At 67.7% G+C, this 13538-nt stretch carries 13 protein-coding genes; 4 read left to right on the forward strand and 9 right to left on the reverse strand.

From position 1 onward, the window contains the following. The first annotated feature begins 25 nt into the window (after positions 1-25). Positions 26-1648 (forward strand): acyl-CoA synthetase, encoded by a 1623-nt coding sequence (locus ACFYWJ_RS19630; RefSeq protein WP_355280373.1) that lies wholly within the window; start codon positions 26-28, stop codon positions 1646-1648. Positions 1649-1767: 119 nt separating this feature from the next. On the opposite strand, the gene ACFYWJ_RS19635 is transcribed toward ACFYWJ_RS19630, so the two are convergent. Continuing rightward, complete coding sequence (locus ACFYWJ_RS19635; RefSeq protein ID WP_355280375.1) at positions 1768-2544, reverse strand: helix-turn-helix domain-containing protein; 777 nt, start codon at positions 2542-2544, stop codon at positions 1768-1770. On the opposite strand from ACFYWJ_RS19635, the gene ACFYWJ_RS19640 reads away from it, so the two are divergent. Together ACFYWJ_RS19640 and ACFYWJ_RS19645 are read left to right on the forward strand one after the other, a co-directional pair. After that, entirely contained in the window at positions 2429-3259 is an 831-nt protein-coding gene (locus tag ACFYWJ_RS19640) for an SDR family oxidoreductase (RefSeq protein ID WP_355280376.1), read from the forward strand. The genes ACFYWJ_RS19635 and ACFYWJ_RS19640 overlap by 116 nt on opposite strands. An 81-nt stretch (positions 3260-3340) precedes the next feature. Further along, the gene (locus ACFYWJ_RS19645) at positions 3341-3925 is read left to right on the forward strand and encodes a TetR family transcriptional regulator (RefSeq protein WP_355280378.1); all 585 of its coding nucleotides are present in this window, start codon (positions 3341-3343) and stop codon (positions 3923-3925) included. A 43-nt stretch (positions 3926-3968) separates the two neighbouring features. On the opposite strand, the gene ACFYWJ_RS19650 is transcribed toward ACFYWJ_RS19645, so the two are convergent. Genes ACFYWJ_RS19650 through ACFYWJ_RS19660 form a run of 3 tightly spaced genes read right to left on the reverse strand, consistent with a single transcriptional unit; the run spans position 3969 to position 6467 of the window. Continuing rightward, positions 3969-4622: an MBL fold metallo-hydrolase gene (locus tag ACFYWJ_RS19650; RefSeq protein ID WP_355280379.1), complete on the reverse strand. Its 654-nt coding sequence runs from the start codon at positions 4620-4622 to the stop codon at positions 3969-3971. Continuing rightward, entirely contained in the window at positions 4619-5704 is a 1086-nt protein-coding gene (locus tag ACFYWJ_RS19655; RefSeq protein WP_355280381.1) for an S-(hydroxymethyl)mycothiol dehydrogenase, read from the reverse strand. Before ACFYWJ_RS19655 ends, ACFYWJ_RS19650 begins: the two co-directional genes overlap by 4 nt. A 22-nt stretch (positions 5705-5726) precedes the next feature. Then, positions 5727-6467 carry a glucose 1-dehydrogenase gene (locus ACFYWJ_RS19660; protein ID WP_355280382.1) on the reverse strand — a complete coding sequence of 247 codons (741 nt, stop codon included), beginning with the start codon at positions 6465-6467 and terminating at the stop codon, positions 5727-5729. Between the two features lie 82 nt (positions 6468-6549). Between ACFYWJ_RS19660 and ACFYWJ_RS19665 the strand changes: the two genes are divergently transcribed. Further along, positions 6550-7638 (forward strand): diacylglycerol kinase, encoded by a 1089-nt coding sequence (locus tag ACFYWJ_RS19665; RefSeq protein ID WP_355280384.1) that lies wholly within the window; start codon positions 6550-6552, stop codon positions 7636-7638. Between the two features lie 155 nt (positions 7639-7793). Here the strand turns inward: ACFYWJ_RS19665 and ACFYWJ_RS19670 are convergent, their stop codons facing one another. Genes ACFYWJ_RS19670 through ACFYWJ_RS19690 form a run of 5 tightly spaced genes read right to left on the reverse strand, consistent with a single transcriptional unit; the run spans position 7794 to position 13475 of the window. Next, positions 7794-8819, reverse strand: a complete 1026-nt coding sequence (locus ACFYWJ_RS19670; protein ID WP_355280385.1) for a prenyltransferase — start codon at positions 8817-8819, stop codon at positions 7794-7796. Beyond that, positions 8806-9537 carry a methyltransferase domain-containing protein gene (locus tag ACFYWJ_RS19675; RefSeq protein ID WP_355280386.1) on the reverse strand — a complete coding sequence of 244 codons (732 nt, stop codon included), beginning with the start codon at positions 9535-9537 and terminating at the stop codon, positions 8806-8808. The genes ACFYWJ_RS19670 and ACFYWJ_RS19675 overlap by 14 nt, the downstream gene beginning before the upstream one ends. After that, positions 9531-10808 carry a glycosyltransferase family 4 protein gene (locus ACFYWJ_RS19680; RefSeq protein ID WP_355280387.1) on the reverse strand — a complete coding sequence of 426 codons (1278 nt, stop codon included), beginning with the start codon at positions 10806-10808 and terminating at the stop codon, positions 9531-9533. The genes ACFYWJ_RS19675 and ACFYWJ_RS19680 overlap by 7 nt, the downstream gene beginning before the upstream one ends. A gap of 22 nt (positions 10809-10830) precedes the next feature. Then, entirely contained in the window at positions 10831-12075 is a 1245-nt protein-coding gene (locus ACFYWJ_RS19685; protein ID WP_355280389.1) for a cytochrome P450, read from the reverse strand. Between the two features lie 47 nt (positions 12076-12122). Next, positions 12123-13475, reverse strand: a complete 1353-nt coding sequence (locus ACFYWJ_RS19690) for a cytochrome P450 (protein ID WP_355280390.1) — start codon at positions 13473-13475, stop codon at positions 12123-12125. Positions 13476-13538 lie beyond the last annotated feature (63 nt).

The following is a 13538-nucleotide window of genomic DNA, read 5'->3' on the forward strand; positions in this document are numbered from 1 at the left end:
AGCACCACCGAGAGATTGAATTCCTATGGCGTGCACCTTCGCTGACCTGTTCGAGCACGCGGTAGACGCGATGCCCGGGCGCACCGCGCTGATCCACGGCGATCGGCGCAGCACCTTCGCTGAACTCGACGCCCGGGCCAATCGCCTTGCCCACCATCTGATCTCGATCGGCGTCGGCCCCGGAGTCCATGTCGGATTCCAGATGCACAACAGCATCGAGACCATGGAAACGATCATCGCCTGCTTCAAAGTGCGGGCGGTGCCGATCAACATCAACTATCGCTACGGCGCCGAGGAATTGCGCTACCTCTACGACAACGCCGATATCCACACCCTGGTCTTCCACCGCAGCTATGCCGAGCCGGTCGAGCAGGCGCTGCGGCAGGTGCCGCGGGTTCGTCACGCGATAGTCGTCGACGACGATCTCGGCAGCGATCACCTCGACACCGGCGCGGCGCGCTACGAGTCCGTACTCGCCGCATCGACGGCGCGGCCGCAGGCGGCCCGCGACGCCGACGACCTGTTCGTGATGTACACCGGCGGCACCACCGGCCTGCCCAAAGGCGTCATGTGGCGCCAGGAGGACATGTGGCGGGTCCTCGGCGGCGGCATCGACTTCTACACCGGGGAACCGGTGGCGGACGAGTTCGCGCAGTCGCGCGCCGGCGCGCAGGCCGAGCCGACCCGGTGGCTGATCCTGCCGCCGCTGATTCACGCGGCGGGGATGATGCCCACCTTCGCCGCGCTGTGGAGCGGCAACACCATCGTCTACGAATCGAGATTCGACCCGGCAGCCATCTGGCGGACTGTGCAGCGGGAACGGCCCGCGATCATGGTGCTCACCGGTGACGCGATGGCCCGCCCGCTGCTCGACGCGTACCGGCTCGCGCTGCCGGACGCGAGCTCCCTCGTGGCCGTCGCCTCGGGCGCGGCACTGTTGTCCCAGCCGGTGAAGAACCAACTCCTCGAACAGTTTCCGTTCGCCGTGGTCACCGATTCGATCGGATCGTCGGAGACCGGATTCGGTGGTATCGGCTTCGCGACCAAGCACGACGATCCGGGGCGAGGTCCGCGGGTGCAGACCGGCCGCGGTGCCGTGGTCGTCGATGAGGACGGCCGCCCGGTCGCGGTCGGAGAACAAGGGTGGCTGGCGAAGACAGGCGCGGTGCCGCTGGGCTATTACAAGGACGACGAGAAGTCCCGGAAGCTGTTCAAGACCGTCGACGGCGCCCGGATGGTGGTCACCGACGATCGTGCCCGCGTCGAGGACGACGGCTCCATCACGCTCATCGGGCGCGGCAATATGGTGATCAACACCGGCGGCGAGAAAGTCTTCGTGGAAGAGGTCGAGAGCGTGCTGAAAGCGCACCCGGCCGTGTTCGACGCGGTGGTCGTCGGCATCGCGCACGAAAGATGGGGACAGCAGGTCGCGGCGGTGATGTCACTGTCGGCCGGAACCGAACCCGACTTCGCCTCGATCATCGCCCACGTGCGCACCCATCTCGCCGGCTACAAGGTGCCGCGGACACTGTGGGTCGCGCAGTCGGTCACTCGTTCGCCCAGTGGCAAACCTGATTATCGCTGGGCCGAGAACTACGCCACCGGCCGCGATCCCGACTACCGGACCGCGACGTCGGCTCGCCCCTGACCCGGCGCCCGTTGCCGCACGCCCGTACGGCGCTCTGTCGTCCGGTCGTGCGACAACTGTTGTGGGCCTGCTGTTCCCGGTTCGCGACCGGTCTCCTCGGCGCGAACCGGTAGCTCGGCTCAATGGTCGGCGACCGGCTGTTCCGGAGCATGCGCAGCGTTCAGCTCGAGTATTCGCGAGCTGTATCCCGTGCCCGCATCGATGAGCGCATCGGTGTAGACCCGCTCGAGCAGGTCGACGGATTCGGCATCGGCATCGGGTCCGAGGGCGGCCATGGCACGGCGGCGAACACGGGCGCTGAGCCGATCCCGTAACGCGGTGATCCTGGGGTCGTCGCCGAGATCGGCGGCCGAATCCGCCATGCGGGAGATCGTGAGCGGCATGGAGGTGTCGTCGGAGTCGAGGCCGGGCGCGACGGTGAGTCCGGCCGGTGGGGGGTTGTGCGCGGCCAATGACAGGCTGCGCCATATCGTCTCGGCCGCGAGTCGTTCGCGCGAGCCGAAATAGGCCCGCACGATGCCTGTCGTGATTCCGGCATCGTCGGCGACCGCACGAAGGCTGAGGCCGTCGAAGCCGTTGCGGGACAGGACTCGAATCGTGGCATCCAGGATTCGCGCGCAGGTCTCGGCCCTGTCGTCGGGAATCCGTCGGTCATATTCAGCGGTGGAAGACACTGTTTCGGACACAAGTCTAGATGCTATTCTGGACACCACTGCAAGGCAATGGATAGCGGCTGAGACAACGGTCATATCCTCCAGGAGGTGCGGACACTTGATGAGGATGCAACGGGGCATCGGCGGGACCGCGGCGCGCACGATCGCCATCACGGGAGGCGCGCGCGGAATCGGGCGGGCCATCGCCGCCGAGTTGGCAACGCGCGGGTGCTCGGTGGTCATCGGCGACATCGATCTCGACACGGCGGCCGATACGGCGGCAGCTGTCGGTCTCGCGGGTGCCTTCGCGCTCGATGTCACCGACCCGGCTTCGTTCGAGCGCTTCCTCGGCAGTGCGGAGAAAGTGGTCGGCCCCCTAGATGTCCTGATCAACAATGCCGGGGTCATGCCCGTCGGGCCCTTCGTCGAAGAATCCGACGACATCACCCGCCGGATACTCGACATCAACGTCTACGGCGTCATCGCCGGCACGAAACTGGCACTGCCGCAGATGCTCTCGCGTGGGCGCGGGCACATCGTGAACATCTCCTCGCTGGCGGGGGAGAACCCGACTCCGGGGATGGCGACCTACTGTGCCAGCAAGCAGGCGGTGCTGAGTTTCACCGAAGGGATGCGCCGGGAGCATCGTGGCCGTGGTGTGCACTTCTCGGTGGTCCTGCCGACGTTCACCCGTACCGAGATGATCGCCGGGACGCGTGCGCCTTTCGGGCTGCTGGCCGAACCCGAGGACGTCGCCAGGGCAGTCGCGGGCCTGGTCGCACGACCGCGCCGACGGGTCACGGTGACGCGCCGAGCCGGTTGGCTGGCCGCGATGGACAAGGTGACGCCGCGGCCGATCAGTGAGTTCATGGTCCGGCGGCTCGGGATCGACCACATCTTCCTCGACGATGTCGACCAGTCCGCACGGCGCGGCTACAACGAGCGTCTCCATCGCTGACCGTGCCACCGCCCCGTCGGTCCGGCGACAGGCGGGGCGCCTTTACCATTCTGGACAGATGTCGGTGTAGTATTCGGACATATGTCTGCTCCTGCGTCGAACCCTATGGAAGCCACCCGGCGCCGTCTGACCGGAAAACAAGCCGAGACGGTTGCCCGGCTGACCAGCGCCGCCGTCGTCGTGTTGGCTCGGGAAGGCTACGCGGCCACCACCATCCGATTGATCGCGGCCGAGGCCGGGGTCGGTACGGCCACCGCCTACACCTACTTCTCCTCCAAGGATCACATCATCGCCGAGGTGTACTGGCGGCGGTTCACCGCCACAGAACCCGAGGACCTCCCCGACGCCGATCCGGCGACCCGCGCCATCGCGGTGCTGCGGCAGGTATCCACGCTCGTCGCCGACGAGCCCGCCTTGGCGGCCGCGATGAGCCAAGCCCTGCTCGGTGAGGACCCCGATGTCGCGCATCTGCGGGTCCGGATCGGCATGGCACTGCACGAACGCCTGGTCGAGGCGTTGGGATCGGACAACCCCGAGCTCGTCGAGGATCTCGAGGACCTCGAATTGGTGTACTACGGCGCGATGCTGCAGGCGGGGATGGGACATCTGACCTACGCCGCGGCGGCCGATCGTTTGGAGCGGTGCGCTCGTCGCCTGCTGGGGTGACTCGCGATCCGGTCGATCGCGAGTCACCGCACTCCCTGGCGTGTTACCAGCCTCGGTCGATCCACTCGTCGAGACAGGGGGCCGCGGTGCCCACCCGGGTACTCAAACCATGACCGGTCAGGACGGTCGTTTCGGCGGGCAGGCTGAACAGGCGGTCTCGAATCGAGCCGATGATGGTGGGGAAATCCGAGAAGGAGCGCCCGGTCGCGCCCGGGCCGCCCGCGAAAAGCGTATCGCCACTGAACAGGGCCGACAGTTCCGGCGCCCACACGCAGATCGACCCGGGGGAGTGGCCTGGCGTGTGGAGGACGTGTAATTCGGTGCCGGCCACGGTGATTCGCAGGCCGTCCTCGATCGGCTGGTAGCGCGCGGTCGGATGGACCGCGCGCCAGAGCATGTCGTCACCGGGGTGCACCAGGACGGGGGCGTCGACCGATCGGGCAAGAGCGGGCGCGACACCGATGTGATCATTGTGCGCGTGCGTGCAGACGATCGCGCGGACCGCTCGCCCGGCGATCGCCTCGCGAATCGCCTCGGCGTCATGGGCCGCGTCGATGACGACGACCTCGGTGGCGTCCCCGACCACCCACACATTGTTGTCGACCGCCCAGCTGCCACCGTCGAGTTCGAAGGTTCCCGAGGTGATCACCTGCCGGATGTGCTCGGTGGACGGCACGGCGGTGGAATCGGTGGTCACCAGGTGACCACCGAGCGCAGGACCCGGCCGGACTTCATCGTGGCGAAGGCTTTCTCCACCTCGTCGAGGCCGATCCGTTCGGTGACGAACAGGTCCAGCGGCAGCCGCCCCTGGCGATACAACTCGATCAGGACAGGGAAGTCGCGTTCGGGTAGGCAGTCGCCGTACCAGGACGACTTCAGCGCGCCACCATGGGAGAACAGGTCGAGCAGCGGCATGTCCAGGCGCATGTCCGGGGTCGGTACCCCGACCAGGACGACCGTCCCCGCAAGGTCGCGCGCGTAGAAGGCCTGCCGCCAGGTCTCGGGCCGGCCCACCGCATCGATCACGACATCGGCACCGAAACCGCCGGTGTAGTCCTTGATTCGCTCGACCACATCGTGCGCGGTGGCGTCGACGGAGTGCGTCGCGCCGAGTTCGGCGGCGGCCGACAGTTTCGTCTCGTCACGGTCGACCGCGATGATGGTGGTGGCACCGGCGAGTTTCGCGCCGGCGACCGCTGCCGCGCCGACGCCGCCGCATCCGATCACCGCCACGGTGTCGCCCCGGCCGACCGCGCCGGTGTTGAGCGCCGCGCCGAGGCCTGCCATCACGCCGCACCCGAGCAGGCCCGCCACGGCGGGGTCGGTAGCGGAATCGACTATCGTGCACTGCTTTTCGTGGACGAGAGTCTTGTCGGCGAACGCCCCGACACCGAGCGCGGGCGTGAGCTCCGTGCCGTCGTCGAGGGTCATCCGGCGCTCGGCGTTGGCGGTGTCGAAGCAGTACCACGGACGCCCGCGCCGGCACGCGCGGCAGGCCCCGCACACCGCACGCCAGTTCAGGACGACGAAATCGCCGACCGCGACATGGGTGACGCCGTCGCCGACCCGGTCGACGACGCCGGCGGCCTCATGGCCGAGCAGGAACGGGAACTCGTCGTTGATTCCGCCCTCGCGGTAGGTGAGGTCGGTATGGCACACGCCGCAGGCCAGCACCCGGACCACGACGTCGTGCGCGCCGGGATCGGGGAGGTTTATCTGGACCATTTCGACGGCGGCGCCGGGCTGGCGGGCGATGATGCCCCGGACCGTTTCGGTCATTGTCGCTGCTCCTTCTGGGTGGTTACGAGCCGTTGTGGGCCACCGCGGTCACCAGGCCGCCGTCGACGATGTATTCCGACCCGGTCGAGTAGGACGATTCGTCGCTGGCCAGGAACACCACGAACGGCGACACTTCGCTGGATTGGGCGGGCCGCCCGAGCGGGATGTTGAGCAGGTCGTTCGGGATGCGCTCGGTCATGGGCGTGCGAATGAGGCCGGGGTGCAGCGAGTTCACCCGGATGTTGTGCGGGGCCAGTTCCAGCGCGGCGGATTTCGACAATCCCCGCACCGCCCATTTGGACGCCACGTAGCCGTGTGCCCAGGGCGCGCCGCGCAGCCCCTCGATCGAGGAGACGTTGATGATCGAGCCGCCACCCGCAGCGATCATCGCGTCGACCGAGGCGCGGATACCGAGGAAGGTCCCGGTGAGGTTGACGTCGATGATCCGCTGCCACTTGGCCATATCGAACTTCTGAATCGGCCCGCCGTTGACGATGCCCGCATTGTTGACCAGCACATTCAGCGTGCCGAAATGGTTCACCGCCTGTGTGACCGCGGCCTCCCACTGTTCCAGGTCGGCGACGTCGAGGTGCGCGTACAGCGCTGCGTCACCGAGTGATTCGGCCAGCGCCCGGCCCTCGTCGTCGAGTACATCGCCGATGACGACCTTGGCGCCTTCGGCGACCAGTGCGCGCGCGTGTTCGGCGCCCATTCCGCGTGCGCCGCCGCTGATGATGGCGACTTTTCCGTCTACACGTCCCATGCGGGAGAGGCTAACATGCAAACTGGAATGAAATCCAGACTCGTGTCTGGAAGATAGAGTGGACGAATGTTTAGGAGGACGGATGCCTATCCGTGTCGCCCATGTGGGCACCGGAAACGTCGGCCGGCTGGCGCTGGCCGGTCTGCTCGAGAGCCCTGACTACACCTTGACCGGGGTCTGTGTGTCGTCACCGGAGAAACTCGGCCGCGATGCCGGTGAGCTCGCGGGACTCGAGGTCACCACCGGGATCGCCGCGGTCGGTGACCTCGACGACCTGCTGGCCACCGATCCGGAATGCGTCGTCTACTGCGCCATGGGTGATACGCGTTTGAAGGAGGCGATCGAGGACTGCCGGCGCCTGCTCGCCGCCGGGGTGAATGTCGTCGGTTCGGCGCCGGGAATGCTGCAGTATCCCTGGAACGCGCTCCCGCCCAAACTTGTCGCGAAGGTGGAAGACGCTGCTGAGCAGGGTGATTCGAGCCTGTTCATCACCGGCGTGGATCCGGGATTCGCCAATGATCTGCTGCCACTGGCGCTGACCGGAACCTGTCAGACCGTCGAGCAGGTGCGCTGCCTCGAGATCGCCGACTACGCCACCTACGACGGCGCGACCGTGATGTTCGACGTGATGGGCTTCGGGCTGCCGCTCGACGAGATCCCGATGTTGCTGCAGCCGGGGATTCTCAGCCTCGCCTGGGGGCCCGCGATCCGGCAACTCGCCTCGGGGCTCGGTCTCACGCTGGACGCGATCACCGAGGACTACGAACGGGTCGCGGCGCCGACCGGATTCGATATCGCGGCCGGGCACATTCCCGAAGGGGGTCTGGCCGCGCTGCGCTTCCAGGTCCGCGGCATGGTCGCGGACCGGCCGGTGATCGTCGTCGAACACATCACCAGGCTGCGCGAGGACCTGTGCCCGGACTGGCCGCGACCCGCGCAGGAGGGTGGCTCCTATCGCGTCGAGATCGTCGGTGAGCCCTCGTATCACGTCGACATCTGTCCGACCAGCCGCAACGGGGACCACAACCACGCCGCTATCGTCGCCGCCGCGGGCCGCATCGTGAACGCGATCGCCACCGTCGTGGCCGCGCCGTCGGGCATCCGGACGACGCTGGATCTTCCGCTGGTCACTCGTCCCGGACGGTTCGTCGAGGCCGCGGTCCGAGTCTGACGCCACCGCCGGGGGGGGGGGGGGCCCCGGGGGGGGGGGGCCGCCCCGCGGGGGGGGGGGGGGGCCGGGGGGGGGGGGGGGCCGCCCCCCCCCGGGGGGGGGCGCCCCCCCCCGGGGCCCCCCCCCCCCCCCGGCGGGAGGGTGCCGACGCGGGTTCAGCTGGGGTGCGCGTCGCGGAAGATGCCGTTGCCCGGGGTGGTGCGCGACAGGGCGTCCGCGGCCAGGATGACGGCCGCCGCGGTCCAGGTCGTGCGTTCTTCGGGCCAGCGCTTCCCGTCGGTGAAGACCAGGCCGGTCCAATAGGATCCGTCCGATTCCCGCAGGTGCTGGACAGCGGTGAACAGCGCGTTGGCGGCGGCGTCGTTGCCGTTGGCGTCCAGTGCCAGGACCAGCTCGCAGGTCTCGGCGCCGGTGACCCACGGGGCATCGGAGACGCAGCGGATGCCGAGCTCGGGCACGACGAATTCGCCCCAGTGCCGCTCGATGCGCGCGTGTGCCGCCCGGCCGCGCAGCGCCCCAGCCAGGATCGGGTAGTACCAGTCCATGGAGTAGCGGCTCTTGTCCAGGAAGGCTTCCGGGTGATCGCGCAGCGCGTTGCCGAGCCCGCGGCGCGCGCTCGCCCAGTCGGGGCGGGGATCGCCGTTGCGGTCGGCGAGCTCGAGCGCGCAGCCGAGGCTGTGGTAGATGCTCGAGCAGCCGGTGAGCAGGGCTTCGCCCGAGGTGCCGGATTCACCGGCCGACCAGTGGATTTCGCCGTGCGCACCCCGTGGCAGGCCGAGGACGAAATCGATGCCGGCGCGCACGGTCGGCCACAGGTCGGCGACGAAGCCGCGATCACCGGTGACGGTCAGGAAATGCAGCATCCCGGTGGCCAGGTAGGCGCAGAAGTTCGTGTCGGCATCGGCGTTCTCGATCACGCCCTGGCGGATCTGCGTGGGCCAGGAGCCATCGTCGCGCTGGGTCTTGGCCGACCAGATGTAGGCGTCGCGCGCTCGGTCCCACAGGCCGGCGACCGTGAGGCCCATGGCGGATTCGATGTGGTCCCAGGGATCGGTGTGGCCGCCGGTGAACCACGGCAGCGCACCGTCGGGTTCCTGTGTGGCGGCGATGGACTCGCCGGTTCGGCGGATATCCCGGGTGGTCAGGACTCCGGGGACCGCGGGAAGATCAAGAAAGGCCATGGGCCACAGCCGGTTTCGTGAAGTACAGGGCCACGCTCTTGCCGATCAGCGGATTGAGCAGGCTTTCGGCGGTCCTGGTCAGTGTGGGCGCGGACATCATGTCCCACACCAGGAGCCGGTGATAGGCGGCTACCACCGGGTGCTTGTCGTCGGCGACCCCGAACGCGCACTTGAGCCACCAGAAAGGGGAGTGCAGGGCGTGGGCGAAGTCCTGGCGCACGAACCGCACGCCGCGTGCGGTGATCTTGTCGCGCAACTCGTCGGCCTGGTAGATGCGCACGTGGCCGCCCTCGTTGGCGTGGTATTCATCCGACAGGGCCCAGCAGATCCGTTCGGGCAACCAGCGTGGCACCGTCACCGCCAGGGTGCCACCGGGTTTGACCACCCGGACCAGCTCGGCGATGGCCTGGCTGTCGTGCGGGATGTGTTCGAGGATCTCCGAGGCGATGACGACGTCGAATTCCCCGTCACCGTAGGGCAGATCGAGGGCGTCGCCGCGCACCGTCTCGGCCTTCGCGTAGTCCGGCGCCTCGCAGGCATCGGCCATCGCCTCGAACATGAGCTGCACGCCGGCCAGATCCTCGGAATTCTGGTCGAAGGCCACCACATCCGCGCCGCGGCGGTAGGCCTCGAAGGAATGCCGGCCTGCCCCGCAGCCGACGTCGATGACGCGTTTTCCCGGGCCGACGCCCAGCCGATCGAAGTCGACGGTCAGCATGTGCGCTCCTGGCTGTTCGAAGGGGAAGGATGAATAGATCGGGTTTTGACCCGGTGACGTCGCTCGATCGCCTGTTCGTAGACCGCGACGGTCTGCGCGCCGACCGCGGCCCAGCTGTAGACGTCGAGGGCGCGCTGGCGGCCCGCGCGTTCCAGATGCTGTAGCCGACCCGGATCGCCGAACAGCGCCCCGAGCCGGCTGGTCAGCGCGTCGACATCGCCGGGTTCGACGAGTTCGGCGCAGTCGCCGACCACTTCGGGTAGTGCCCCGGCCCGGCTGGCGACCAGCGGGGTTCCGCTGGCCATGGCCTCGACGGCAGGCAGCGAGAACCCTTCGTACAGGGAAGGGATACAGGCGATCTGCGCCGAGGCGAGGAGTTCGGCCAGCTGCTCGTCGCTCAGGCCGCTCACCGTGGTGACCATGTCGGCCAGGCCGAGCTCGGCGATGAGCTTCTCGGTCGGTCCGTTCGGCTCCAGTTTCGCCACGAGGCGCAGTTCCACGTCCCGTGTATGGCGCAGTCGCGCCAGCGCTTTCAGCAGATGGGCGATACCTTTGAGCGGCTTGTCGGCGCTGGCCACCGCGACGATCCGCCCGGGTATCCGGCCGGTGGCGCGAGGCCGGAACAGCTCGGTGTCCACCCCGAGGGGAACCGTGTGCAGCTGTCGCGGCGACACGCCGAAGTCCGCGGCGATGTCGTCCGCCGAGGACCTGGAGACCGTGATCAGATCGGGAATCGCGCGGGCGACCCGTTGCTGCATCCCGAGGAATCCGTACCAGCGCCGCACCAGCGGCTTACGTCGCCACGGCGCCGCGGCCAGGTCCACCGCCCGGTCCCTGGTGATGGGATGGTGGATCGTCGCGACCAGCGGCACCAGTTCGGCGATGTCGAGCAGGCCGTCACCGAGGCACTGATTATCGTGCACGATGTCGAACTCGCCGGCGCGCGAGCGCAGCAGCCGCGCGGCGCGCCTGCTGAACGTGCGCGGCTCGGGGAACCCGGCGGTCCACATGGTGGCGAGTTCGAGCAGGTCGATCCGGTCGCGGATCTCGCGCGGGTGCGGAGTGCGGAACGGATCGTCGTCACGGTACAGATCCAGGCTGGGCACCTCGGTGAGCCGCACGCGCGGATCGAGGTGTTCCGGATAGGGCTGGCCGGAGAAGACTTCGACCTGATGGCCGAGCTCGGCCAAGCCCTGGCTCAGGTACCGGACGTAGACCCCTTGGCCGCCGCAGTGGGTTTTGCTGCGGTAGGACAGCAGGGCTATGCGCATGTTCTCGCCTGTCGTTCGGGTGCTACTCGTAGCGCACGTGCCAATGCTTGATGCCGTTGATCCAGCCGTTGCGCAGCCGCTCCGGCGCCGATACCTGCGACAGGTTCGGCATCGCGTCGGCGATGGCATTGAACATCAGATCGATCTCGAGCCGGGCCAGATTCGCACCGACACAGTAGTGCGCGCCCGTGCCGCCGAAGGCCAGATGGGGGTTGGGATCGCGCAGGATGTCGAATCGGAACGGATCATCGAAGGCCTCTTCGTCGAAATTGGCCGAGCTGTAGAACAAGCCGACGCGCTGGCCCGCGCGGATGAGCTGCCCGCCGAGTTCGGTGTCGGCGGTGGCGGTGCGCTGGAAGACGGTCACCGGGGTCGCCCACCGGATGATCTCGTCGGCCGCTGTGCGCGGGCGCTGTTGCTTGAACAGCTCCCACTGGTCGGGGTTGTCGACGAAGGCCTTCATGCCGTGCGTGATGGCGTTGCGGGTGGTTTCGTTGCCTGCCACGGCGAGCAGGATCACGAAGAAGCCGAACTCGTCGGAGCCGAGGGCTTCACCGTCGAGATCGGCGTGCACGAGCCGGCTGACGATATCGTCGAGCGGATCGGCGCGACGCTGCTCGGCCATGTTCCAGGCGTAGCCGAGCAACTCGACCGAGGCGTTGTCACTGACGGTGGTCGTGGCGGTGTCGCCGTATTCCGGATCGTCGTAGTTGAGCATTTGGTTGGACCAGTCGAACAGCTTGCGGCGGTCTTCCTGGGGGACGCCGATCAATTCGGCGATGGCCTGCAGGGGTAGCTCACACGCGACTTGTTCGACGAAGTCGCCGGTGCCTGCCACCTTGGCCGAGGCCACGATGGCCTGCGCTCGCGCGGCCAGGGCGGCGCGCAACCCTTCCACCGCGCGCGGACTGAAGCCCTTGGAAATGATGCGGCGGATCTTTGTGTGCTTCGGCGGATCCATGTTGAGCAGCAGCGCGCTGGTGAGTTCGATCTGGTCGACCGTGATCTGACCGGGCAGGCGGATGACCGAGCCCTTGACCTGGGAGGAGAACAGCTCCGGTTTCCGGGAGATCTCTTTGATGTGTTCGTGTTTGGAGACCACCCAGTAGCCGCCGTCTTTGAAGCCGCCGGACTTGTCGTCGGGCTGGGAGTTCCACCACACCGGAGCGTTGCGGCGCAGCTCGGCGAATTCCCGGACAGGGTTTCGGGTTTCCCACAGTGCCGGATCGGTGAAGTCGAATCCGGCGGGGATGGACGGCGCTGGCACAGCTTCCTCCTGAAAGGCCGACGGCGTGGTGGACCGGGGTGCGCGGGTCACCGCTGCCTGCGGCGGTAGCGGACGCGGCAGGGCTGTTGCAGCTGGACCACCATCTTGGAATGGTCGTTGCGGTAGGTGTCCGACGGCTGGGCGAGCTCGAACTCCCAGTCCCGCAGCAGGATCGAGAAGATGGCCTTGAGCTGCATGAGCGCGAACGGCGCGCCGACACAGCGATGACGTCCGGCGCCGAAGGGAATCCACGTCCAGCGATTGACGATGTCCTCCTGCCGCGGATCGAGGTAGCGGCCCGGATCGAAGGTGTCGGGGTTCGGGAAGTCCTCGGGAATCCGGTTGGAGATCGCCGGTGTGGCGGCCACCATGTCGCCCGGCGCGATCCGCTGACCGCACACCTCGAACTCGTCGCGGGCGATGCGCATCAGCACGATCAGTGGGGGATGCAGGCGCAGTGCCTCTTTGAGGGCCGATTCCAGATTCGGGATCTGGCGCAGCGCATGGTGGCTGACCTCCGACCCGTCGGCGTACAACTCGTCGAGTTCGGTGACGACGGTCGCGAGTGTCTGCGGGTTGCGCAGCAGCTCGATGATCGTCCAGGCCGCGGTGCCCGAGGTGGTGTGATGGCCGGCGAACATCATGGAGATGAAGATGCCGGTGATCTCGCTGGCGGAGAACCTCGCGATGCCGTTCTCGTCCTTCACCGAGATGAGGACGTCGAGCATGTCCCGGTCGTCCTTGCCGGTGGGCGGGTTCGCCTCGCGCTGGTCCATGATCGCCTGCACGAGCTCGACGAGCTTGACCCTGGCCTCGTCGCGGCGGCGGAAGCTGTCGATCGGCGCGTAGGGATCGACGTAGGCCAGGGCGTCGGTGCCCTGTTCCAGTTCGTGGTACAGGTGCGCGAAGCGGCCGTCGAGCTGGTTGCGGAACTTCACCCCGATCAGGCAGGACGAGGAAGTGTAGATGGTCAGCTCGGCGAAGAACTCGAGCAGGTCGATCTCGCCCTCGTCGTCCCACTGGGCGAGCATGGCGTCCACTTCGCGGGCGATGGTGACGGCGTGCCCGCGCATGTGATCCGCGCGCAGCGCCTGATTGTGCAGCATCTCCTTGCGGCGCTCGGGCGGCGCGTCGAAGACGACGCCTTCGCCGAAGATCGGCTTCATGAAGGGGTAGGCCGCACCCTGATCGAGGTCCTCGTCGCTGGCGCGGAAGAAGAACTCGTTGGCCTCGGCGCCGGAGAGCAGGATGACGTCTCGCCCGGCGAGCTCGAATGTTCCGACATCGCCGCATTCGGCGCGCACCCGCTGCATCAGTGCGATGGGATCGGTGCGGAACTCCTCGAGGTGCCCGTGCTCGTCCTCGCCTCCGGACACTCGCTGCGGCTTGATCAGCGTCATTGACAATCCTTCCCGAGAGAAATGTCCAGACAGGTGATGGACATGTGTCTGGACGGTACTATG

The sequence above is a fragment of the Nocardia sp. NPDC003269 genome, from assembly GCF_042888005.1.
Lineage (GTDB): Bacteria > Actinomycetota > Actinomycetes > Mycobacteriales > Mycobacteriaceae > Nocardia.